This window comes from Bacillus sp. B4EP4a (assembly GCF_006680105.1).
Lineage (GTDB): Bacteria > Bacillota > Bacilli > Bacillales > DSM-1321 > Peribacillus > Peribacillus simplex_E.
Genome location: NZ_VHIK01000002.1, coordinates 22,819 through 47,354, shown reverse-complemented (window position 1 = coordinate 47,354; position 24,536 = coordinate 22,819). Strand labels below are relative to the sequence as shown.

General features: G+C 42.0%; 23 protein-coding genes, 2 pseudogenes and 1 riboswitch. Of the genes and pseudogenes, 3 read left to right on the top strand and 22 right to left on the bottom strand.

Annotation, left to right across the window (positions count from 1 at the left end):
* Positions 1–495: 495 nt before the first annotated feature.
* From FNK51_RS00465 to FNK51_RS26320, 15 genes are all read right to left on the bottom strand, one after another.
* Positions 496–786, bottom strand: a complete 291-nt coding sequence (locus FNK51_RS00465) for a DUF1292 domain-containing protein (RefSeq protein WP_063232962.1) — start codon at positions 784–786, stop codon at positions 496–498.
* Positions 787–797: 11 nt separating this feature from the next.
* Entirely contained in the window at positions 798–1,223 is a 426-nt protein-coding gene (ruvX, locus tag FNK51_RS00460; protein ID WP_034308633.1) for a Holliday junction resolvase RuvX, read from the bottom strand.
* Positions 1,223–1,492: an IreB family regulatory phosphoprotein gene (locus FNK51_RS00455; protein ID WP_034311358.1), complete on the bottom strand. Its 270-nt coding sequence runs from the start codon at positions 1,490–1,492 to the stop codon at positions 1,223–1,225. The genes ruvX and FNK51_RS00455 overlap by 1 nt, the downstream gene beginning before the upstream one ends.
* 66 nt (positions 1,493–1,558) lie before the next feature.
* Entirely contained in the window at positions 1,559–4,195 is a 2,637-nt protein-coding gene (gene alaS, locus FNK51_RS00450; protein ID WP_141992128.1) for an alanine--tRNA ligase, read from the bottom strand.
* A gap of 307 nt (positions 4,196–4,502) precedes the next feature.
* Entirely contained in the window at positions 4,503–5,579 is a 1,077-nt protein-coding gene (locus FNK51_RS00445; RefSeq protein WP_141992127.1) for an AI-2E family transporter, read from the bottom strand.
* Positions 5,580–5,807: 228 nt separating this feature from the next.
* Positions 5,808–6,023, bottom strand: a complete 216-nt coding sequence (locus tag FNK51_RS00440) for a hypothetical protein (protein WP_063233024.1) — start codon at positions 6,021–6,023, stop codon at positions 5,808–5,810.
* The gene (locus FNK51_RS00435; RefSeq protein WP_141992126.1) at positions 6,013–6,471 is read right to left on the bottom strand and encodes a PRC-barrel domain-containing protein; all 459 of its coding nucleotides are present in this window, start codon (positions 6,469–6,471) and stop codon (positions 6,013–6,015) included. The genes FNK51_RS00440 and FNK51_RS00435 overlap by 11 nt, the downstream gene beginning before the upstream one ends.
* Positions 6,472–6,618: 147 nt before the next feature.
* Entirely contained in the window at positions 6,619–7,392 is a 774-nt protein-coding gene (locus tag FNK51_RS00430) for a TPM domain-containing protein (protein WP_141992125.1), read from the bottom strand.
* Positions 7,392–7,958, bottom strand: a complete 567-nt coding sequence (locus FNK51_RS00425) for a LemA family protein (protein ID WP_141992124.1) — start codon at positions 7,956–7,958, stop codon at positions 7,392–7,394. The genes FNK51_RS00430 and FNK51_RS00425 overlap by 1 nt, the downstream gene beginning before the upstream one ends.
* Before the next feature lie 86 nt (positions 7,959–8,044).
* Positions 8,045–10,450 (bottom strand): SF1B family DNA helicase RecD2, encoded by a 2,406-nt coding sequence (recD2, locus tag FNK51_RS00420; protein WP_141992123.1) that lies wholly within the window; start codon positions 10,448–10,450, stop codon positions 8,045–8,047.
* Positions 10,451–10,486: 36 nt separating this feature from the next.
* Positions 10,487–11,152: a tetratricopeptide repeat protein gene (locus FNK51_RS00415; RefSeq protein WP_048681430.1), complete on the bottom strand. Its 666-nt coding sequence runs from the start codon at positions 11,150–11,152 to the stop codon at positions 10,487–10,489.
* A 122-nt stretch (positions 11,153–11,274) separates the two neighbouring features.
* Positions 11,275–12,390 carry a tRNA 2-thiouridine(34) synthase MnmA gene (mnmA, locus tag FNK51_RS00410; protein ID WP_141992122.1) on the bottom strand — a complete coding sequence of 372 codons (1,116 nt, stop codon included), beginning with the start codon at positions 12,388–12,390 and terminating at the stop codon, positions 11,275–11,277.
* Between the two features lie 29 nt (positions 12,391–12,419).
* Positions 12,420–13,565, bottom strand: a complete 1,146-nt coding sequence (locus FNK51_RS00405) for a cysteine desulfurase family protein (protein WP_141992121.1) — start codon at positions 13,563–13,565, stop codon at positions 12,420–12,422.
* Positions 13,566–13,625: 60 nt separating this feature from the next.
* A complete protein-coding gene (cymR, locus tag FNK51_RS00400) occupies positions 13,626–14,045 on the bottom strand; it encodes a cysteine metabolism transcriptional regulator CymR (RefSeq protein WP_034308657.1) in 420 nt (139 codons plus the stop codon).
* 257 nt (positions 14,046–14,302) lie between these two features.
* The gene (locus tag FNK51_RS26320) at positions 14,303–14,440 is read right to left on the bottom strand and encodes a hypothetical protein (RefSeq protein WP_181762152.1); all 138 of its coding nucleotides are present in this window, start codon (positions 14,438–14,440) and stop codon (positions 14,303–14,305) included.
* Between the two features lie 264 nt (positions 14,441–14,704).
* Between FNK51_RS26320 and FNK51_RS00395 the strand changes: the two genes are divergently transcribed.
* Positions 14,705–15,970 carry a replication-associated recombination protein A gene (locus tag FNK51_RS00395; protein ID WP_179890989.1) on the top strand — a complete coding sequence of 422 codons (1,266 nt, stop codon included), beginning with the start codon at positions 14,705–14,707 and terminating at the stop codon, positions 15,968–15,970.
* A 678-nt stretch (positions 15,971–16,648) separates the two neighbouring features.
* On the opposite strand, the gene FNK51_RS00390 is transcribed toward FNK51_RS00395, so the two are convergent.
* Positions 16,649–16,972 (bottom strand): hypothetical protein, encoded by a 324-nt coding sequence (locus tag FNK51_RS00390; protein WP_141992120.1) that lies wholly within the window; start codon positions 16,970–16,972, stop codon positions 16,649–16,651.
* A 749-nt stretch (positions 16,973–17,721) separates the two neighbouring features.
* Between FNK51_RS00390 and tagU the strand changes: the two genes are divergently transcribed.
* Positions 17,722–18,651, top strand: coding sequence for a polyisoprenyl-teichoic acid--peptidoglycan teichoic acid transferase TagU (gene tagU, locus FNK51_RS00385; RefSeq protein ID WP_141992119.1), 930 nt, complete (start codon positions 17,722–17,724; stop codon positions 18,649–18,651).
* Between the two features lie 458 nt (positions 18,652–19,109).
* On the opposite strand, the gene FNK51_RS00380 is transcribed toward tagU, so the two are convergent.
* The 6 genes and pseudogenes from FNK51_RS00380 to FNK51_RS00365 all read right to left on the bottom strand — a co-directional run.
* A complete protein-coding gene (locus tag FNK51_RS00380; RefSeq protein ID WP_141992118.1) occupies positions 19,110–19,568 on the bottom strand; it encodes a hypothetical protein in 459 nt (152 codons plus the stop codon).
* A 115-nt stretch (positions 19,569–19,683) separates the two neighbouring features.
* Positions 19,684–19,818: pseudogene (locus FNK51_RS00375) on the bottom strand (VanZ family protein); the annotation flags it as partial.
* Positions 19,819–19,928: 110 nt separating this feature from the next.
* Entirely contained in the window at positions 19,929–20,060 is a 132-nt protein-coding gene (locus FNK51_RS27030; protein ID WP_255294649.1) for a YwzD family small protein, read from the bottom strand.
* Between the two features lie 238 nt (positions 20,061–20,298).
* Positions 20,299–20,436 (bottom strand): hypothetical protein, encoded by a 138-nt coding sequence (locus FNK51_RS26315; protein ID WP_181762151.1) that lies wholly within the window; start codon positions 20,434–20,436, stop codon positions 20,299–20,301.
* A gap of 491 nt (positions 20,437–20,927) precedes the next feature.
* Positions 20,928–21,032, bottom strand: coding sequence for a DNA-binding anti-repressor SinI (gene sinI, locus FNK51_RS00370; RefSeq protein WP_141992117.1), 105 nt, complete (start codon positions 21,030–21,032; stop codon positions 20,928–20,930).
* An 18-nt stretch (positions 21,033–21,050) separates the two neighbouring features.
* Positions 21,051–21,134: riboswitch (cyclic di-GMP riboswitch) on the bottom strand.
* A 415-nt stretch (positions 21,135–21,549) separates the two neighbouring features.
* Positions 21,550–21,897: pseudogene (locus FNK51_RS00365) on the bottom strand (ATP-binding cassette domain-containing protein); the annotation flags it as partial.
* Positions 21,898–22,708: 811 nt separating this feature from the next.
* Here FNK51_RS00365 and purF point away from each other — a divergent pair.
* Positions 22,709–24,079 carry an amidophosphoribosyltransferase gene (gene purF, locus FNK51_RS00360; RefSeq protein WP_141992116.1) on the top strand — a complete coding sequence of 457 codons (1,371 nt, stop codon included), beginning with the start codon at positions 22,709–22,711 and terminating at the stop codon, positions 24,077–24,079.
* The last annotated feature ends 457 nt before the right edge of the window (positions 24,080–24,536 follow it).

Genomic DNA, 24,536 nt, shown 5'->3' with positions numbered 1-24,536 from the left:
TTTTCCCGCAGGAGTCTCGCACCTTACTCTCCAATCAACTTTGTTTTAATTATTTACTCAGCTTTAAAATTCGTCCCTGCATGTATTAGGTATTTAAGGAAATTACAGGAATATTCATGCAGGAATGGTATTATTAATTAATGATATAGAAAGGTGTGAAGGAGTTGGATAATTCTTATTTTGTAGGTTGGGGGACATTGGCACTCATAAACGCCGGACTTGCTCAAGGTAAAAATAGAACGGCGTTGAATTGGTTCTTGTTATCATTATTTTTAGGTCCACTCGCTACATTTATACTTTTATTCGCAGAGAAAAGATAAGGCCGTTACTAGTACATAAATGAAAAAACCCGACCTTTATGGGTTCAGACTGAAAATACATTACGAACGTTGATTTTCTCTCCAGGCACTCGCTTTCCCGCAGGAGTCTCGCACACCCGTTCCAATCGTCCCTTTTGTCAAAAAAAGAACCGACCTTTAGGGGCCGGTTTTTTTCTTATTCTTCTTCTGCTTCTTCTTGGTCAAGGAATGTATTTAACATTTCTTCGACAAGATCCCATTCTTCTTCTGTTTCGATCGGTGTAAGTTCACCATCTTTATTATCTTCGCTTGGTACGAATGATGAAGCGTGGATTTCAATTTCTTCCTCGTCATCTTCTGCAGACATCGGATAGTAAAGTACATAAGATTTGTTGAATTTATCTGAATCGAATGTGAAAAGGATTTCGCAAAGCTGCTCGTTTCCGTTTTCATCTACTACTGTAATGTTGTTTTCGCCGTGTTCCATTAGTATTCACCTCATATTGAATTTGTTTGTCTGTCCAAGAATCCTTGCAGAATCATGACAGCTGCCATTTTATCAATGACTTTCTTGCGTTTGCTTCGGCTCACGTCCGCCTCAAGAAGGACACGTTCAGCCGCCATAGTTGTCAACCGTTCATCCCAGAGAAACACCGGCAGCTTGAATTTGTTTTCTAATCGTTTAGCGAAATCTTGGCTGATCTCGCCTCGCGGTCCAACAGTCCCATTCATGTTTTTAGGTAAACCGAGAACAATTTTAGAAACATCATGCTCTTTTATAATTTCATTGAGGCGTTTAAAGCCGAAGTCATTTCCAGCTTCGTTAATTTTGATCGTTTCCAATCCTTGTGCAGTCCAACCCATCGCGTCACTCAGGGCAACGCCGATGGTTTTTGAACCCAAATCAAGTCCCATTGTGCGCATTAGTATTCCTCTCGATGGTTCTTAAGATACGACTTAACCAATTCTTCGATGATTTCATCGCGTTCAAGCTTACGAATAATGTTTCGAGCATCCATATGGCGCGGGATGTAGGCCGGGTCACCAGATAATAGATAACCGACAATCTGGTTTATCGGGTTATAACCTTTTTCCTGAAGTGCAACATATACTTGAGACAATACTTCTTGTACATCTCTTTCGAATGGTTCTTCGGGAAAATTAAATTTCATCGTTTTATCAAAGGAACTCATTAACATGCACCTCTCCTCAGCGTCCAGAATCCACTATTACCTTCATTGTACAACACTTTCCATTGATTATGAAATCGATAAGACCCATTCTTCAACAAAATTAAGTGCTGCATCCAATTTTCCAGGGTCTTTTCCGCCGGCTTGGGCCATATCTGGACGTCCGCCGCCGCCACCGCCGCAACGGGAAGCAACTTCTTTGACCAATTTACCAGCATGGAATCCGCGATCGATGTAATCCTTGGTCACCCCGGCAATCAAATTGACTTTATCGCCTTGGGCCGAACCTAATACGATAATGACAGAATCAAGCTTTTGTTTCAAATCATCTGCCATGGCACGCAGATTATTCATGTCGGTAGCTTGAACCTTTGCCACCAATACTTGAACCCCATTTATGTCTTTTACGTTAGAAACAAGACTGCTTGCTTCGATATTACTTAATTTTGCAGTAAGGCTTTCATTCTCACGATGAAGATCCTTCACTTCAGAAAGTACCGTTTCAATTCTTGAAGGTACGTCTTTCAAGTTTGTTTTCAATTTAGCAGCCGCGTCTTTCAAGACACCGATTTGCTCAGTCATCAATTTGTATGCCCCAGCACCCGTTACCGCTTCTATACGACGAGTCCCTGCACCGATGCCGCTTTCGGAAACGATTTTGAACAAGCCGATTACTGCTGTATTAGGGACATGGACACCACCGCAAAGTTCTAGACTGTAATCACCGATTTGAACGACACGAACAATCTTGCCGTATTTTTCGCCGAACAAGGCCATTGCGCCCATAGCCTTGGCTTCTTCGATGTTTTTATAGTCCGTATTCACTTGTAAGCTTTGCCAAATCTTTTCATTTACAATCGTTTCGATTTGTTCAATCTCTTCCGCCGTTATCTGACCAAAATGAGAGAAGTCGAAGCGAAGGCGCTCAGCCTGTACGAGTGAACCAGCTTGGTTGACATGTGTACCAAGCACATCTTTCAACGCCTGATGCAGAAGATGCGTCGCTGTATGGTTTTTCGTGATATGGATGCGATTTTCTTGATTTAGCGTAGCAACGATATTGGAATCTGCTGTTAAAGTGCCGGCAGTAACTGTTACACGGTGCAGATTTTGGCCATTAGGAGCTTTTTGGACATCATGGACATCAACCTTCACGGATTCACTGGCCATCATTCCTATATCGGCTATTTGTCCGCCGCTTTCCGCGTAGAAAGGAGTCTTGTCCAGTATCACTTGAACTTCTTCTCCTTCTTCTGCCTCCATAACAAGCTCGCCATTTTTGATGATGGCGGCAACTTTCGCTTCGACAGCTACTTGATCATAGCCGACAAATTCACTTTCAACTTTGATATCGCCCAATACCCCGCCTTGAATTTGCATCGAATCCACATCTTGACGCGCTGAACGAGCACGTTCACGCTGTGCATCCATCTCTTTTTCAAATCCGGCTTGATCGACCGTCATGCCTTCTTCTTCTGCATATTCTTCCGTTAACTCAATCGGGAAACCATATGTGTCATATAAACGGAATGCATCACTGCCCGGAATGGTCGTACCGCCTTTTTGCTTTTCCTTTTTAATGACTTCAGAAAGGATGGACAGTCCATCATTTAATGTTTCATGGAAGCGTTCCTCTTCATTTTTGATTACTTTTGCAATGAACTCTTTATTCTTGAGGACTTCAGGGTAGAAGTCTTTCATGATTTCGCCTACGACCGTCACAAGCTCGAACATGAATGGTCGATTGATGTTGATTTGCTTAGCATATCGAACCGCTCTGCGAAGTAAACGGCGCAATACATAACCGCGGCCTTCGTTGGATGGAAGAGCCCCGTCACCTACTGCAAAGGCTACCGTACGAATATGGTCGGCGATGACCTTGAATGCAACATCTTTTTCTGTATCAACACCATACTTCACATCGGAAATCTCTTCGACTGCCCGGATGATTGGCATGAATAAATCTGTATCATAGTTCGTCGCCACATCTTGAACGACGGAAGCCATACGTTCAAGGCCCATGCCTGTATCGATATTCTTCTTTGGAAGCGGTGTGTAAGAACCATCTGGATTATGGTTGAATTGAGAAAACACAAGGTTCCAGACTTCAAGATGTCGTTCATTTTCCCCGCCTGGATATAGTTCCGGATCATTCGGATCATCGCCATATGCCGGTCCGCGGTCATAGAAAATCTCCGTATTCGGGCCGCTTGGACCTTCACCGATATCCCAGAAGTTTTCTTCCAGGCGAATGATCCTTTCAGCAGGAACACCAATTTTCTTATTCCAGAGTTCGAATGCTTCATCATCTTCAGGATGGATCGTCACAGCCAATTTCTCTTTGTCGAACCCAATCCATTTTTCATCCGTCAAAAACTCCCAAGCCCATGTAATGGCTTCTTCTTTGAAGTATTCACCAATGGAGAAGTTTCCGAGCATTTCGAAAAACGTATGATGACGTGCCGTTTTCCCCACGTTTTCAATATCGTTCGTACGGATGGCCTTTTGAGCATTTGTAATCCTTGGATTTTCAGGAATCACCCGTCCATCAAAATATTTCTTTAACGTCGCCACCCCGGAATTGATCCAAAGCAATGATGGATCTTCATGAGGAACCAATGACGCACTCGGTTCGATGTTATGGCCTTTTTCACTAAAAAAATCTAAATACATTTGGCGGATTTGAGCACCAGTTAAATACTTCATATATATCCTCCTTTTAAAATTATGTAATTTTGAGCACACAAAAAACCCCCATCCCAAAAACAGGGACGAGAGTTGACTCGCGGTACCACCCTGATTATGGACGCGGGAATTCACCCAGGCCCATCACCTTCATAAAAGCCTTAACGCGGCATGACGGCAGGTATTAGCTGCTCTCAGGACTAGCTTTCTGCTGCTCTTCACCTGGCAGTCCCTTTCAGCCTAGGGGACCCCTCTCTTTTAGATGGACTTCAGCATACTTCATCCTTCAACGAATTATCTTATGTAATGGATTATATTCACAAGACTTTTATTTGTCAATAAGGGGCGGCTTCTTTCTAAAGTGAACGCGGGCATGAAGTACAAAAACTTTCAACACAGCCAAAATGGGAATCGAAACGACCATGCCCACGATACCGCCTATTTCGCCTCCGGCCAATAATGCAAGCATGATGAACAGCGGATGCATATGGAGGCTTTTACCGACTATTAACGGCGATAGGATATTTCCCTCAAGAAATTGAAGTACGAGCACGATGACCGCGATGATCAACACCATTTTAACTGACATGGTCGCGGCGATGATCACTGCGGGAATGGCCCCAATAATCGGTCCGAAATACGGAATGACATTCGTTATTCCGATTATCGCCCCCAATAGAAGCGGATATTGCATTCCGACTACCCAGAACAGCAGCGAGGAAATCAATCCGATCACGGCACAGACGATGATTTGTCCGCGGATATATCCGCCAAGCGACGCATCCACATCACGAACGAATGCCCGTCCCTGCTTGCGCCACTTCTTCGGAGTCATATACCATGCCATTTTTTTTAAAGCTGTGAAATCTTTCAGGATATAAAAAGCAATGAATGGAATCAACGCAATAAGGAGTATGAAATCAATCATCTTCATTGCATACTCCATCGCCTTTTCAGGTATACGCTTCAGCCAACCTTCAAAAAGGGTGACACCCTCTTCGAATCTTTCATGAATTCCGAACGGCCAGGCCGCCGTCTGATGGTTGAGTTTATCAATTCTGCCCCGGTACTGTTCAACCAGTTCCGGTACGCTTTCCGACAGCTCGCGTACCTGGCTGACCATCACTGGAATACCTTTATACACAGCAAAGCCGATCCCTCCGAAAAACAACAAATAGATGATCGTAATCGAAAGCCAGCGACGCATCCCTTTCTCATTTAAATATTCCACTACAGGGTGCAGCAAGTAACTGATGAACGCACCAATCAAAAAAGGCAGCAGTACCGTCACGCATACAGTGACGGCAGGTCCCCACATGGGCTTAAGTTTCATAAAAATATAGATAACGAAAAATAAGAGCAATAAAAAACCCAGGCGATAAAACCATTTTAAACGAATACTCACAATAAACACCTCCCGCTCATTTATTCTTCGAAAGGCGGAAGGTTTTCATACATAAAAAAGAGTGCCCTCATTAATTCAGGACACCCATTCCTGCTATAATAAAGACTTTAATCTTTTGCGTATTTTCTTCATGTTCCGTTTGACCATCTTCGAGTTCATCAAATCCGAACCCATATTCATTAGAGTATTGCGTGAACGTCTAGCCATTGCAAACACCTCTTCCGTTAATTACATACTGAAGCGGCGGTCATTTTCCTCAAACAAATCGTCCAATGAGCTTAAACTTCCATCTTCCTCGACCTGATGCGTATTAATGAGCCCTTCGGATAGAGTCATTTCAATAAAGCAATTCCAACAATAATATTGATTTACGCCAATCTTCCCGACATCTTTACTGCGGCAATTCGGACATTTTATTTCCAAAATGGACACCTCACTGTTCATAAACTGAAACAATGATGGTATCCTTCCCTACTGCAGGCGGCTGTTTTGATTCTATCACTGTCGACTCAGAGAAAAATCCATCCGTTGTTTCATACGCTATAATCGTGCCCATTTTCTCCTTGAAATATACATCCTGCAGTAAACCAAGTTCTTCGCCCATTTCTGAAAAAAGCATGCGTCCCAATAACTCGTCCTTCGACAGGCAAATGGAATCCGCAGGCACTTTACTTAAGGTTGAATCTTGCTGCCTGATGACGATCCCATCTGGACCGAATGAAGAAATATCGTCAAGTCTCAAATGAAAAGCTCTTTTGAACAATGCTTGTTGATGAATGACCAACCCTGTTACCTGTCCCATTTCAGAAATTGATAAATCGTGAACCGTGCCGATTCTTTCTCCTTTGATTGTAAAAACCGGCATACCTTTCAATAAAGAAAACGTCCGCAAGGTCATCCCGCCTTTCCGAACATTTTTATTATCTCTTTACTGCTGAAAATAGATGTGCTGAAAGGTTTTCCATTGTTGGTGCAACTTCCTTAAAATACAGGGACCATGCATAAAAAAAAGACCGGTTTCCCGGTCAGACCCACTGCTTTACCATCCTCTGCTGGCACCTCCGCCACCGGAACTTCCTCCTCCGCCGCCCCGTGGACCGCCGCTGCCGCCTCCACGGCCGCCGCCTCCTCCGCGACTGATGAATATCAAAAGGATATTGATTAGCGTTTGAAGGAAAAATCCTTTAAAGAACTTGGCATCGAGGATGAATACGATGATGACAATGATGATGATCAGGAAAATCTGTAAACCTGATAGCTGAAAGGATTCTGACTCGGGCTGAACGGAGAGATCCTGATAAAACTCGTCACCTAGGTTGTATTCTTTCGTGACATCGTTATATACGGCCTTATAGGTTTCCGTCAGGGCAACATCATATTTACCCTCTTTCAGCGCAGGGATAGCCACATCATCCAAAATCTGTCCAGATTTTATATCGGTAATGGCCCCTTCCAAACCGTACCCCACTTCAATACGGATTTTCTGTTCTTCCATGGCCAGCACAATGAGGACTCCATTGTTCAGCTCGGCATCCCCAAGCTTGAATGATCTCAATGCCTCGACCGAGTACTCCTCGATTTCGGATCCTTCCATCGAATCAACCGTCAAAACGGAAATTTGTGCCTTTGTGGCATCATCCAATCGTTTCCCAAGTTCGATGAGTTCGGATTTTTCCTGTTCACTCAGGACTCCGGCAAAGTCCTGAACATATATATCCCCAACTGGTTCAGGAATGTTAGGTTGTGCTGCGGCCACGTTTGCTAAACTGAACGTGAGAATGAAGAATAGCGCAAACACAGCGAGTTTTTTCATTATTTATCGCTCCCGAAATCAACCTTCGGCGTTTCTTTTTCTTGATCGGTCACTTCAAAATATGGTTTGGCATCGAACCCGAACGCTCCTGCCATCACATTCTTCGGAAAGCGTTTAATCATTTTATTATAGTTGGTAACTTCATCATTATAGTCTTTTCGGGCTACCGTCAGCCGATTTTCCGTTCCTTCCAAACTATCCATGAGACCCTTAAAGTTCTCATTGGCCTTTAAATCCGGATAGTTCTCGACAACCACCAAAAGCCGGCTCAAGGCCCCGCTCAATTGTTGATCGGCTGCAATCGCATCTTCAGTCGAATTGGCACCAGCCAGCTTCGAGCGTGCATCGCTCACCGCTTTAATGGCTTCCGTTTCATGCGAAGCATAACCCTTAACCGTTTCGACAAGATTCGGAATCAAATCCGCTCTCCGTTTTAATTGGTTATCCACCTGTGACCATTTATTGTCGACGTCTTCACTGGCACTTACAAGGCCGTTGTACGAAGATGCACCAAAAATGACCAGTAAAACGACAACGACTATCCCTATTATCCAACCTTTTTTCATCTAATTCCCCCTACTCTTTCACATATAAGTTATATTCTATAGTTCCACCAAAACTATGAATTTTAAACAAAATTCATCAAATAGAGCTACATAAAATCATATGGCGTGACATTCTCCATCCCGATCATCGGATCAGCATGCATGAGAATATCAAGATAACTTGATTGTTGTTGTACCTCTTCCTTTACCACCGGCATTTCTTCTTCACTCAAAACTTCTTGCAGCTTTTCACGCAAAGTCGTTTTCCGGCGCATCTCATCATTACGCTCGATCCCTAAACGGAATGCATCTTCTTCACCACAAAGGATCAAGAAATTTTTACTGCGGGTAATCGCCGTATACAATAAATTACGGCGGAGCATCCGATAATAACTTTTCACTACAGGCAAAATGACAATCGGGAATTCACTTCCCTGCGACTTATGGATGGAGCAGCAATAGGCATGTGTAATCTGGTTCAAATCCTGTTTCGTGTAAGTCACTTCGATGCCTTCGAACGATATGATTACTTTATCGACATGATCGGTATTTTCTTTAGCGAACAATATGGACACGATTTCACCCATATCGCCATTAAAGACACCCTCCTCTGGCTGGTTCACCAGTTGAAGCACCTTATCTCCCGTTCTGTATATCACATCTCCGAATTTTATTTCCCGCCGCTTTTCATTCACATTGCTATTGAACACTTCCTGAAGCATTTTATTCAGGGCATCAATCCCGGCAGGCCCTCTATACATGGGAGCCAGCACCTGTATATCCTTGGCCGTGAAGCCTTTCGTCCTCGCATTGGCAACCACTTTCTCGATTACTTGGGGGATTTGACCTGTTTGGCAGCGAATGAACGATCGATCTTCTTGCTGTTTCGTGACATCATCCGGAAGCCTTCCTTTTTTGATTTCATGGGCCAATTCAATGATCGATGAGCCATCAGCTTGACGATAAATATGTTCCAGACTGACAGTCGGTACACAATTCGATGCAAGCAAATCCTTTAAAACCTGCCCAGGGCCAACAGATGGCAGCTGATCTTCATCACCAACCAATATCACTTGGACATTTTCCGGCAGAGCTTTAAACAATTGATGGGCCAGCCACGTATCCACCATGGAAACCTCATCGATGATTACGATACGGCCATCCAGCTGATTATCCTCATCATGGGAAAAGCCTTCACTCCCGTTCCACCCAAGCAAACGATGGATCGTAACAGCTGGGAGCCCCGTGGATTCGGCCATGCGTTTCGCTGCACGGCCAGTAGGAGCCGCAAGTACGAATGGAAATGGATCGCTTCCTTCTTTTTTATAATCGTTAATATCCATGGATACACCATGCAGCTCTGCATATAGCTCAACGATGCCTTTGATGACTGTCGTCTTACCGGTACCAGGTCCGCCCGTCAAGATTAACATGGGTGATTGCAGGGCTGTTTGGATCGCTTCCTTTTGGGCCGGGGCATAGGATACATCCAGCCGCTCTTCCAGCTCCCCAAGTGCCAGCAAGAACTCCGATTCCGGGAACTGGTCCTCATACTCGGTTTGAGCAAGCAGCCTCTTGATGTTCATCACGATTCCCTTTTCCGAATAGAATAGCGAAGGCGGATAAATTCGTTGATCCTCGACAACTATTTTCCCCTCTTGCGTCAATTCGATTATTTCCGAGGAAATGTTCGTGAACTCAATGCGATCCCGTTTATTTTCCTCCAGCAGACGTTTGACAGCCTCCAATAGCTGCTCGGCTTCTATGTAGATATTTCCGTCCTGGAGGCATTGTGATTCAAGCGTATACAAGCACGCAGCCTTGATTCGATCGGGATGGCTGCCAGAAATGCCCAGCTGATGCCCAAGCTCATCCGCCCGTCCAAAACCAATCCCTTCAATATCCTCAACGAGCTTATACGGATTTCCCTGAACCATCGTGATCGTATCCTGCTTATACATTTGATAGATCTTCATCGACAGCTGCGGACCGAAGCCATATTGATTCAGGGCAATCATCACCTGCTCCAGACCTTGATGCTCGACCAATGTATCATAGAGTCCCTTTGCCTTTTCCCCGGATAGCTTCGGAATATCATCAAGTAGCGAAGGCTGAGCCAGAATTTTTGAAATTGCCTTTTCACCCAGTGTCTCAACAATGCTTTCAGCTGTTTTTTTCCCAATGCCCTTGAAAAGGTCACCGGATAAATAACTGACGATTCCTTCCTTGGATTGAGGGAGATCCTTGCGAAAATGCTCTACATGGTATTGAAGGCCAAAACGCGGATGTTCCTTCATGGCCCCATAAAAAATATAGATCTCATCCTCATGCATCCTTGGAAAATAACCTGTTACGACCGCTTCCTTCTCTTCATAATTCAGATTCGTTTCATGCACGCGAATTCTTACAACCGAGTACATGTTTTCTTCATTATGAAAGATCGTCACTAAATGACTTCCTTTCATGAACATTTTCTCTTCTGAAAACAAATCCAATGAGTCTTGCTGGCTCAACGCTTCTCCCCACCTTTCCATGCATATGCCGTTTATTTACTCAGCATTCATTTCTTCCAACAGTTTCTTTCCGTGCGCAGCGAGCATATGGTCTGGCTGTGCTTCCAATGCCTTATCAAAATAAACCATCGCTGCTTTCGCATCTTCACGGTACCCTGCAAACGCAACGCCTAAATTATAATAAGCATCCGCATGGCCCGGATCCTGTTCCACAACTAAATTCAGTTGATTGATCAATTCATCATACAATTCAGCATTGGCAAGACATAGCGCATATTGGAATCTCGCATCAACGTCCTCAGGGCTCAGCTCCACCGTTCTCTGTAAATAAGGCATCGCCAATTTCGGCTGATCTAACGCCATCAAAGTCAATCCAAGCATGAAGTAAGCATCGCTGTTATCCAGCCCCAAACGGATTGCCTTTTCAAACATATCCTTCGCTTCGACTAATTTAGAATCGGATTCATAATATAAGTTTCCTAATGAATAGTAAGCCGCTGCTGCATTTTCATCCAGCTCAATCGCCTTTTTGTAAAACTTGACCGCTTTATCCGTTTCACCCACGGCAGTCAATACATTCCCAAAGTTTATGTAGGCAACAGGCTCATTCGGATTTTCCTCGATCGCCTCATTAAAAACTTTCGCCGCTTCCTCGTATTTCCCTTGCTGCATAAATTCAATTCCTTGTTGATTCTTATCCATATCCATTCACACTCCATTTTTATATTAAAAAGTATAGCATAAGCCAGTGGTCGAATTCAGGCGGTACACCCGCAATCCAAAAGAAGTCCCCAACCGCAAACACAGCTGGGGACATGCTTATTTTACCCTACGTAAGTCAGTTTTTCACCTTTTTTAAATACTTCATCAATCGTACCGCCGCCAAGGCACACTTCACCATCATAGAATACGACTGCTTGTCCAGGCGTGATCGCGCGGACTGGCTCGTCAAAGATGACTTCGACATCACCATTTTCCAATACCTTCACCCTAACACCGCTATCCTCTTGACGATATCTGAACTTTGCCGTACATGTAAATTCACCAGCCGGTATATGCTCCGCTACCCAGCTGACATTCACTGCACGAAGGGAATTGGAATACAGCACATCATTATCAAAGCCTTGACACACATATAAAACATTGCGCTTCAAGTCTTTTCCCGCAACAAACCAAGGTTCGCCGCTGCCGCCAATCCCTAGACCGTGACGCTGACCGATGGTGTAATACATCAATCCGTCATGCTTGCCCATTACCTTGCCATCCATCGTGACCATATCTCCGGGCTGAGCTGGGAGGTAATTGCTTAAAAACTCTTTGAAATTGCGTTCACCGATAAAACAGATCCCTGTAGAATCTTTTTTCGTTGCCGTGGCAAGGCCAGCTTCTTTCGCAATTTCACGGACTTCCTTCTTATCAATGTGTCCAAGCGGAAACATGACTTTTTCCAACTGTTCTTGAGTAAGCTGGTTCAAGAAGTACGTTTGATCTTTATTATTATCGACACCGCGAAGCATTTTGTATTCGCCATCACGGTACTCAACCTGTGCGTAATGACCTGTAGCCACATAATCGGCGCCAAGGCTTACGGCATGTTCAAGAAAGGCCTTGAACTTGATTTCCTTATTGCACATTACATCCGGATTCGGGGTACGGCCCGCTTTATACTCATCCAAGAAATAAGTGAAAACTTTATCCCAATACTGCTTTTCGAAATTGACTGCATAATAAGGGATGCCGATTTGATTACAAACGGCAATTACATCATTGTAATCTTCCGTTGCCGTACAAACTCCGTTTTCATCTGTATCATCCCAGTTCTTCATGAAAATCCCGACCACATCATAGCCTTGATTCTTCAATAGCAGGGCTGACACAGAAGAATCCACGCCTCCTGACATACCCACGACGACGCGGGTGTCCTGTGGTGCTTTTCTCATTCTGTCACCTCATTTATTTAAAGTGAGAATTATCTTCCCACTAATCTATTAACGATTTTCACGGTGGTTTCAGCTGCCTGCCTTACTTCCTCTTCCGTATTGTTCAGACCGAAGCTGAAACGAATCGAATTCTTCGTCCGCTCCGAATCTTTCCCGAACATCGCCACAAGCACATGCGACGGATCGATTGACCCAGCAGTACAAGCGGACCCGCTCGATACAGCAACACCTGCCAAGTCCATATTGACGAGCATCGATTCCACATTCGTACCCGGAAAACTGACATTCAGCAAATGCGGCAGCGACTGTTCCATAGATCCGTTAATTTCATATTGTACATCCGCCTCATCAAAGACGGCAAGCAATACGTCTTTAAATCGCTTGTATTGCTCCTTTTTCTTTTCCATCGTGCTTTTAGCAATTGAAACAGCCTCTGAAAAACCGGCAATGGCCGGCACACTCTCCGTACCAGCACGGCGCTTGCGTTCTTGTTCCCCGCCATATAATTGCGGATTCAGCTTCAAGCCTTCACGCATATAAAGAAAGCCAATTCCTTTGGGACCGTTGATTTTATGCGCGGATACACTCAGCAAATCCACACCCAACTCACGAACGTCGATAGAGATCAAACCATATGCCTGAACCGCATCCGTATGGAAAATGGCCTGATGCCCCTTGAGCAGCTGTCCAATTTCAGCAATCGGCTGGATCGTTCCAACCTCATTATTGCCAAACATGACCGAAACCAAAATCGTGTCGTTCCGCAATGCCGCCTTTAAATCGGCAATTGAAATAAGCCCCGCTTCATTCACAGGTAAATATGTGACCTCAAAGCCAGACTTCTCAAGGTATTGGCATGTATGCAAAACCGCATGATGCTCAATCTCCGTCGTAATGATGTGCTTTCCTTTTTCTTTATAAGCATTCGCAACACCAATGATCGCCGTATTATCAGCCTCGGTTCCACCGCTCGTGAAAATGATCTCATTCCGCCCCGCACCGATGCTCGTCGCAATACTCGAACGCGCCTCATCCAAAACATGGCGTGCCTCCCGCCCGAAAGCATGAATGCTCGACGGATTTCCGAAGTCATGGCTCATGACTGTCATCATCCTATCGATCACCTTCGGATGCATCGGGGAAGTCGCAGCATGATCTAAATATATTCTGTCCACTTTTTTGTCGCCTCCATTAAAAAACGCAAGCGCCTACATAATAGGCGCATTGCTAATCACTTAAATATAGTACATATAAGAATCGATTTCACCCGTATCCTTGTAGCTCGCCAAATCCATAAGCGTCGTATTATCCAATACATCCTTCACGGCATCGCGAATCCGGATCCAAAGCTGGCGCTTCACCGGCTCTTCATCCTCAATTCCTTCAACAGGGGTAATCGGGCCTTCCAATACACGGATGACATCTCCCGAAGTAATCTCCTGAGGATCTTTAGACAGGACATACCCGCCATACGCACCGCGGACACTCTTCACCAACCCCGCATTACGAAGCGGCGCAATCAACTGCTCCAAATAATGCTCCGACAGATTATGCGTCTGGGCAATTGATTTCAAACTCTTCGGGCCTTCTCCATAATGTTTAGCAAGCTCGATCATGATCGTCAAACCATAACGGCCTTTAGTAGATATCTTCATACATATACACCTCAAATTATTTATCCGTTTCTAAATTCTTTTGAAATTATAGCATATTCCCGCCGGAAATGCATTCACCCGCCCTCCATTTGTCAAATTATCCTAATTGGAGAGGTAGGATAAATGAAAGAAAGAATGGAATGCCTTCTTAAAATTGAGAGAATAACAAATATAACGAAGCGGTCCTTTCTACTAAAGCAATGAAACGATTATCGAATTTATTGCCCGTTGGTCATATTCCTTATCTGCCCAAACCGCTAGAGAATGATAGAATTCCGATTACCGCCCTCCAAACCGGAGTATTCTGCCACAAGCATTTTCCAAGGAGCGGCAATCAAGAAAGCGGATTTGCCGTACCTGCTTGGATAATTCCCTTGATGTTCACATTTCGTCACTTCATGACTTACTATACCTTCTTAAACTATCATTACAAACCAGCCCATTTTGACCAGACTAAAGGCAGAGTTTTATCTATTATATTCTCTCATGAAGGATAGGTAGGATTATTCCGCCGGTAGGTCGATTTATCAACCTTACAGCACAAATTAAATCCCCAAAGGAACTGCCATAATCGAATTCGCCTTCTTTTACAGCATAATCAGCGCATTTCCCCCATCAGTTGTGATACCTTATATAAAAAGGAGAGGTGCGCAATGAATATAAAACCGCTTGCTTTCCGGATGCGGCCTCGGTCGATTGATGAGATCATCGGGCAGGAGCATCTGGTCGGTGAAGGAAAAATTATCGCAAGGATGGTGAAAGCAAAACAGCTTTCTTCCATGATCCTGTATGGTCCGCCGGGAATTGGCAAGACATCGATTGCAAGTGCGATTGCCGGAAGCACGAAGTTTGCTTTCCGGACGCTGAACGCGGTGACCAATAATAAAAAGGATATGGAAATCGTGGCAGCGGAGGCTAAGATGTCCGGGAAAGTGATCCTGCTGCTTGATGAGGTTCATCGACTCGATAAGGCGAAGCAGGACTTCCTATTGCCTTATCTTGAAAACGGGATGATCACCTTGATCGGTGCAACGACCAGCAATCCCTATCACGCCATCAACCCGGCCATCAGAAGCCGGTGCCAGATTTTCGAGCTCAAATCATTGGAAACCAATGATATAACCAAAGCCCTGGAACGGGCACTTCATGATGAAGAGCGGGGGCTTGGTGCGTATAAAACCGATGTCGGCCTTGATGCCCTTACCCATTTCGCGACTGCTTCGAACGGAGATGTCCGCAGTGCCCTTAACGCTCTTGAGCTCGCCGTCATTTCCACCGAACCCGATGAATCCGGAACCATTCATATAGATCTGCAAATTGCCGAGGAATGCATGCAGAAAAAAAGCTTCTCACATGACAAGGATGGGGATGCCCATTATGATGTACTGTCGGCTTTCCAAAAATCAATTCGTGGCAGTGATGTGAATGCAGCCCTTCATTATTTGGGGCGCTTGGTCGAAGCCGGTGATCTTGTCAGCATTGCCCGCCGCTTGGTAGTCATCGCTTACGAAGACATAGCTCTTGCCAATCCGCAGGCTGGTCCCAGGGCCCTCGCTGCAGTCGAAGCCGCTGAACGACTCGGTTTTCCTGAAGCCCGGATTCCACTTGCCAACTCAGTGATCGAGTTATGCCTATCACCAAAATCAAACACGGCCATTGCCGCAATTGATGCAGCGCTTACCGACATTCGCAGCGGCCATAGTGGAGATGTACCTGATCATCTTAAGGATGCCCATTACAAAGGGGCCGCAGATCTCGGACGAGGCATCGGCTACCTTTATCCGCATGACTACGAGAATGGCTGGGTGAAGCAACAATACTTACCGGACAAACTGCGCAGCAAAAAATATTACAAACCGAAAAAGAGCGGGAAATTTGAACAAGCCCTTGCCTCGGTCTATGAAAATATCGAGAAAAAAAAATAACTCCGGATCACTTCAGATCCGGAGTTTTTTTATGGAAAATGAAAACTTTTAACATGCCCCCTGTTAACAAAAACCGTCTCCCCTTGAGCATTCACCTTCTCAATGATGCCAACTTTCGCCGAAAAGTGTACAGCTACATTCCATCTCGGCACATTAAAGATATCTCCTTTCCGAACTAAATTTACAAACTTCCTTCTATTAAAATCCCAACTAGATGAATATTTCCATATAGTTCTAATTATATTGACCAATAAATTTAGATATCATTTGGTGACCGTAAAAAACAACCTATATCCAAACAGTAAGCCATTGTGTCCAAATCATCCACAATCAGTATATACGACTGTCAGCCAAACGCTCCGGCTAGGTCTTTCTTGGTTAGAAACCGGAACGCTTAGGCTAAATTCCCTTTGAATCGCCTTGCTTGGCCAATCTTTCCCGGAAATTAGTCCCCAATCTGTTAAGGTTTCATCAAGGGCAGAAACAACATTTCCAAATATGATTCTAGCCCGATTACTTTTACAGCATTTAAATTCAGATTATTGCATGTACGTACTTTTAGCCGCAGAAAAATTAGGCTCCTGTATCCAGTAAGAGGATTTGTCAATTACCACTGCTAGCGGCATGTCCCTTTTCATATGAAGGCACAACAACTTTTTAGTTGCTGTACCTGTGTGTTCAATCTTCGTTATAGATACCCTTCGAAGCTTTAATCATATTTTCCAGCCACATTTTCTTAAATACATTCACACGACGAGGACTGCCATTCTCTTCTCCCTCAGCTGAATTTTCAATTTCTTCTGCGGCGTCGGAAAGGATTTCATTTGAATCGCCTTCATTTGAATCGCCTTCATTTTCCGAACTTTCCGTTGAGCTACTTTCATCTGATGAGCTTTCGGTTGAACTGCTTTCGGACGATGAGCTCTCCGTTGAGCTACTTTCATCTGATGAGCTTTCCGTTGAACTGCTTTCGTACGATGAACTTTCAGTTGAATATTCCATTTATTCTTTAGCCTCCAATATTTATTTATTCTTTAGGGATATCCGTACTGCATATATATGCGCCTTCTTTCTAATAGGGACTTTGCTTACCACCCATTTTAGTGTAAAACTTCATTCGACTTGGCTTAAGACAAGCTAAACAACGATGAACCACTAAAAGCCGAGTGCAGCCCAAATATCTTCCAGTTTCTGATATACCATTGTATCGACAACCCAATTTTCCAACAAAACTATCCCTATAAACAGAAGACACAAACAGTCGTTGAATCCTTTCAAGTTCATGAAACACTCCCCATAAAACATCATAAACATGGTAATGACAAAACTTGCCGCTGTTACAATATTTTACTTCCAAGCAACATCGCTGCAGACTAAGGATTGTACATCCACAATTGCATCTCCCCTTCATAATTCAAACATTTAAAAATCAAAGAGAACATAATAAATGGCTGTAAGATCATGATTATAAAAAGACTTGCAATCTCTAAATATCTGGATGTAAACAAAAAAATAAACACTAGGTCAAATTACACAACCAACAATGAAAAAAGTCTAGATTTCCCAATCATTCACTATATTAAACTTTTAATGATTCTAACTTCCTAGCCCCTCAGATTTGTTCTAGTTACTAGTAAACAGCACACCAAAATATGTCAAAGGTATTATAAAATAGTAAAATATACTATTCTTTTATTATGAAATTAAATATAATAGATGAAGTGGTTACAAAAAGAGGAAGGAAGTAAAATATGAGACATGAAAAAAAGAATAAAAAGAAACGGACATGGCTAAAGGTAGTCGGGATAATTGTCCTACTTTTCATATTAGCCGGGGGAGCTTTTGCCTACTCCGTATGGAATTCACTGACAAAAACCGTTGACACGATGCATACACCAATAGACCGTACCACGGATAAACGAACGAAAGACCTTGCGCTATCAGATCAGGAGCCATTCTCGATGCTCATGCTTGGTGTCGATGAACGTGATGGCGACAAAGGCCGTTCAGATACAATGATCGTCTTGACAGTCAATCCACAAAAGAAATCTGTCAAAATGCTAAGCATTCCGCGTGATACACGGACCGAGATCGTCGGTCATGGTACACAGGATAAAATCAACCATGCATTTGCCTTCGGCGGCGCGAAAATGTCCATGGATACCGTTGAAAACTTCCTTGATATCCCAATCGACTATTATATGAAGATCAATATGGAAGGCTTCAAGGATATCGTTGACGCAGTCGGCGGCGTGACCGTTCAAAACGATTTGGACTTCACTTATGAAGGCGTCCATTTCGCAAAGGGAAGCATTAACTTAAATGGAGAAGATGCGCTTAAATATTCTCGAATGAGATATGATGATCCGAATGGTGATTATGGCCGTCAATCTAGACAACGTTCCATCATCGAGGCTGTCATCAAGGAAGGTGCTAGCCTTTCATCCCTGACGAAATACGATGATGTATTCGATGCATTAAGTAAAAATATCCAGACTAATTTGACGTTTGATGACATGATGGACATCCAAAAGAACTACAGGGATGCAAGCAAAAGCATAACCCAAGCAACCATTCCAGGAAATGGAACGAAAATCGACGGAGTCTACTATAATATTGTGTCGGATGAAGAAAAAGAAAAGGTTCAATCCGAATTAAAAGAACAATTATCCATTAAATAAGAAAAAATGTAAGAGCTGTCCGGACCCGCATCCTGACAGCTTTTTCATTTTCCACGTCCAATATTCTGACAAAAAACGAACACCAATTGTAGAGATTTGTTGGAATATTTGTTGTTTATTAGGCATTAAAAGACGGTATAATCTAATATGAGCTGAATATTCCATTCCCCCTTGCCCCTTTCATCACTAGACACAATTATTCTTTGGACCCGGAATTCCACAACCAACAATCATCAACTATAATAAATAAACTGAAACAAAAGGAGTGTATTTAAATGAAAATCAAAGCAGGCAGCTGGGCTATGCTAAGCACACAGGACAAAATGTTTATTTTGAAAGCCATCAGTGACCGTTCAAGAATGAAATATGTTTCATGAGAAGTAAATCTATTCGTTACATGAGAGCATCGCCTCTCCCTTTTCAATAAAACGAACTTGAGCCTGAAAAAGGAGAGGAATCTATTCAAACCGATAATCCCATAATATACGCCATTCGCCTTTTTCTTTGACGACATAGCAATTTTGTTTCAAAGTAAACATTCCATAGCGAGAATTGAAGACCTGTGTAACTGGAATTTCATAGGCCGTTTTATGCAGCCTTCCACTCTTATCCAACTTCCAGTTCTTCACTTTCTTAGAACGCCCTACATCATACTGAAAGGACTTCACATCCATATGCTGTAAAAATACATGTGACCGATTTTGCACATAATCTGCCCGATCCGGAAACCGCTGCTTCATTTCAGAACTTAACAAATCCCAGGACTTCCCGAACTCCGCTTCACTTTCATACTCATAGAAATCTTCAACCACGCTTTCTGATCCGCTCGGAAAAAGAAAAATGATACAAGCTCCTGCAACTAAAACCATGAGAATAGCCGTCAATACTCCTATCGGAATCTTACTTTGTCTCCTCACCCTCATCACCCTCACAGGTTATCATTCATTTATATATATAATGGAAAACCATAAAAAAGAAGCATGTTGTTAGACATGCTCCTTAAGTATATGTATCTGAAATGATTTCTTAGATTCATTGACGCCTTCTCCATCGATAAAAGAAAAAAGAAAAGAAGATTCCTAGCAAACCACCAAACGTGTCAAGCATGACATCCTGCCACAAGGGAGTTCGGCCACCGGTTAGTTTTTGATGCAGTTCGTCAGCACTCGCATAAAAAAGGAGTTATGTTATGCTTTGCTCCTCATATGCCTGCGAGGAAAAAAGAAGATGACCATCGCCTATGAAACGAGCAGAATAAGGATGGAGTATCTTACGGATCAAATACTATCAGGTTGTTCAATGATCCCGCTTAATTTCTCCTTAATCTCCTCTACAAGTTCATTTACTGTAACATCTTGTCCAGACTCACCTTTTGCAAAAGTGTCTTTTAAAATATCAAAAAAATCCATTTAAAATTCCCACTCCACCATTTCATAAGTTGTCCCAAATCTTTTTTCAAAAATAAGGGATATAGCTCTTTTATTATAGTAGGGATTGGCAAGCGCAACTACTGTAATAGCAGAGAAATAACTGAAATTTAACATTCCCTTAATATTCAAAGTGGGAAGTAATACTACTATTCAATATCAATATGTGTGGATAAAAAACAAAAAAGGACCGATTCCTCAGCCCTTTCGATACCCCATATTATGCTTGTCCCATAAAATAAGTCATTAATGAAATCAATACTAAAGTAATAGTAATATAAGTCCCAATAAAAATTTTCTTACTTCTTTGTTTCTTTTCATAAACTTCCTCGAACGTAATGTATTTGTTTTTTGTCATCAAATAATCTCCTTATATTTTGATGGCAGCTATCTGACATCGCTTTCTGCGAAGTACCTTTGCTTAAGTTCTATATGTAGTATCGGCACAATACCAAAAATATTTAAGTATTATTAACTATTTTTTTATAGGCTATATTTCTATATATATGTAGTAGGTTACGACTAACGCATTATGTACATTAACTAAATTCTATGATGATCATGTTAAATCCTGCCTAGGCATCATTTTAATTAAGCGCTTACTTTATAAAATTTATGATTATTTTTACCCAACCGAAAAATGACAGCCATAACGGTACACTGAATAAAGTTCCCCATATTAATCCCTTCACAAAGGCATTAAGTACATCCATAATAAAAATCCCTCTCAATTAGGTTGCATTTTTATTATTGTCCCCATGTTCTTTATTCTAGATACCTTTACGGTAATTTCCTGTAAAAAAAACAAAAAAAAGAAGACTGTATAACAGCCTTCACTAAGATAATTTTTCATTTTTCTTTTATGAACTCCCGCACTTCTTCAATAGATAATCCTAAACTTTTAGCCTCTAACATTAGATAAACCCATTCTTCCCGTTCATTTTTAGCTTCCATGTCAAATCCCACCCAACTTGTGGTAACACAGCCGTCTTAGCATTTAGCCTTAGACCTGTAATTTTGCGTCCCTACTTTTCAATAGGTTTGCCTTTCTCAAGAATATTTCACATTAATTTTCTTAAAGATTAATAAATCTCTAGAATCGCTGTTTCCATGGTGCTAAATAAACCATCATGACCTAAAAAATTTCTCCTTAATTAAAACTATATTAATGTTAATTATACTTAAAAACGTGATAATAGCTCATAATACTATTCGATTTTTTACGTCATTTTTCAACATCATTCATCAAAAAGTGACATTACAATGGAAAAACATTGGTATAATGCGTTTTATATAAAACACTTTTATTGAAAATAGAGATGTAATCGCAATTAAATCCTCATATTTGCTATTCCACAAAAATAATATTTAGAACTATTAATTCAGTTTTAATTAATTTCCCCTAAGAAAAAAGCCAGCATTACAAACCATAATATGGCTGTAACCTGACTGTTCGTGACTCTATAAATATTTACACACTTGATTCCATTTGGATACCTAATAAATTGCTAAACATCCCTCTTTTTTCATTCGCTAACTGGTTATATTCACCGACCTGAATGATTTCTCCCTGATCCATAACCAGCACTTGATCGGCATTGCGAATCGTCGATAACCGATGAGCTATTACGATAATGGTCATTTTTCCTTTTAATCTTTCAATAGCGGATTGAATCTTCGCTTCGTTCTCTGTATCTAATGCACTTGTCGCTTCATCCAATACCAGGATGGCCGGTTTTCGTAAAATCGCTCTGGCTAACACTAACCGCTGCCTCTCTCCTCCCGATAGTCGGACATCTCGATCACCGATGATTGTATCTTTTTATTTCGAGTCTTTAATTCTTATCTTAAAAAATTCATTATTGATCATAACCGAGAAATAACAACTACAATGGAAAGTTTAAAAGCGTTCCCCGCAATAGTCCCACAACAAGAACTTCTGAAAATAAAGATCGTCTCTTTTATAGTCTTAGGAGTCTTAGGACTCTTAGCTCCTTTGACTACCCATCTCGAAAAAAGGAGAGCTCCCTGCATACTCTTCATTCACCTTCTTAACACAAAAAAAGGACTGATTTCTCAGCCCTATTTAACACCTGTTATGATTTACCAAGAGTAAAAGTCAATAAAGAAATCAAAATTAAAATAATAGTAATATAAGACCCAATAAAAATTTTCTTACTTCTTTCTTTCTTTTCATAAGCTTCCTCGAACGTAATAAATTTGTTTTTTGTCATCAAATTCTCCTTGTATTTTGATGGCGCTTACATCGCCTTCTGCGAAGTCCCTTTGCTTGATCTTCATATTAAAGTATCGTCAAATCAGAAAAAATATTAACTGTATTATTCACTATTTTTATACTGAGCTAGATTTTATAAATTAATATCTGTTCTTTACTATATAGTTTACTATAAATCATACAAAATACATTTATTCAAAATATTCCATCATACCCAAAAGTCTTTCATACCAAGATAATAATGCTAAGCAATTATCCCTACCTGTTCCAAAGAACTGTTTTATGGCTGCAATTAGTTTAATCCATATCGATTTACCGATTAGTAAATAAATAGGATAGAAATTCACCATTTGCCAAAAATAACAAAAAGGAATTCAACGGGAGGAAGAGAAAAATGGATTCAGAAATGCAGGAGAAATGCGGGGTATTTGGAGTATTTAATCACCCCAAAGCTGCCGAATTAACTTATTACGGACTTCAGGCACTTCAACACCGTGGTCAGGAGAGTGCAGGAATTGTGGCTAGTGATGGTAAATCATTCAGGAATCACAGGGGAATGGGATTAGTTACCCATGTATTTTCACGGGACATCCTTGATGGACTAAGCGGAAATATGGCCATCGGTCATGTACGATATTCAACTTCTGGTGAAAGTTTACTGCAAAACGCACAACCCCTCGTTTTTAAATATAGCGAGGGGGACCTGGCTGTTGCTCATAATGGCAACCTCGTAAATGCAAGGATAGAACGGGATGTGTTACAACAGCAGGGAAGCATATTTCAAACAACAACCGATACTGAAATTATTGCTCACTTAATAGCTCGTTCAAGTAAAAAGCATTTCGCAGAAAGCGCACCTGATATGCTTAAACGTATCGACGGTTCATTTGCCTTGATTATAATGACTGAAAAACAAATGCTAATTGCCCTGGATCGTCATGGGTTACGTCCGCTTAGCCTTGGAAAAATTGGTGAATCAATCATCGCCTCCTCAGAAACATGCGCTTTAAATGCGGTTGATGCTAAGTTCTGGCGGGAAGTTGAACCGGGTGAATGGCTTCTTATAGATGAAAATGGAATTCAAACTGGAAGATTTGCGGAAAAAGGTAAGGTTTCCCTTTGTTCCTTTGAATTTGTCTATTTTGCCCGTCCGGATAGCGTTATTCAAGGAAGAAGTGTCTTAACAATCCGGAAGGAATTAGGTAAAATTCTGTCAAAAGAACATCCGACACAAGCTGATGTTGTCGTTGCAGTTCCCGAATCAAGCGTCCCTGCCGCCATTGGTTTTTCCCAACAATCAGGAATTCCATATGAAATGGGGATTATTAAAAATCCTTATGCTGGTCGTTCGTTTATTGAGCCCACGCAAGAATTGCGCGACTTAGCTGTTCGACTGAAATTAAGCGCTGTGCAAGAAATTTTGGAAGGAAAAAGGGTGGTTTTAGTCGATGATTCTATTGTTAGGGGAACGACAAGCAAGCGCATTGTCCAATTGATTAGGCAAGCAGGTGCCCAGGAAGTCCATGTAAGAATTAGTTCACCTATGGTTAGAAACCCTTGTTTTTATGGAGTGGATATGCCAACTAAGGAAGAACTATTTGCCAACAAACACGAACACGAACGAGCTATGGGAAAGGTTATCGGGGCAGATTCATTAGCCTTTTTAAGCACCGATGGGTTATTAGAGGCAGTAGATGTGGATCTTGGAGAAACTAGCAGCCGCTGTATAGCCTGTTTTAGTGGTGCATACCCAACTAATATTTGAAGAGATACAGCTTAAGTAGGATAAAAATGGCAGGCACCGCACAAAAACAACCGTCTTTGTGTGATGCCTGCCATTTTCCTACTATTAAACCTTGGAATTTGTCACTGTTTTCTCTTACCACTTACAATTATTTACCTCTCTCTTTCTTTCTCTCTACAAATGGATGGCTCCACTTATCTATACAACTTTTTTAAGGTGTTTAAGTTTATGCTGAACCGGGATTTAAGAGATTCGTGTTACTAGGCTTCTTCACCCTACTCCAAAACCAATACTGATCCGCATTACGAATCGTCTATAACCGATGAGCAATTACAATAATGGTCAAGGTTCCTTTGAGTCTTTCGGGCACTTGTTGTTTCAACTTATTACTTTAACCTTCTTCGATGTTGGTTAAAAACCTTGATGAAAATACTATTATCATCGGATTTAAAAAACTTAACTCCAACATATTTTAAGG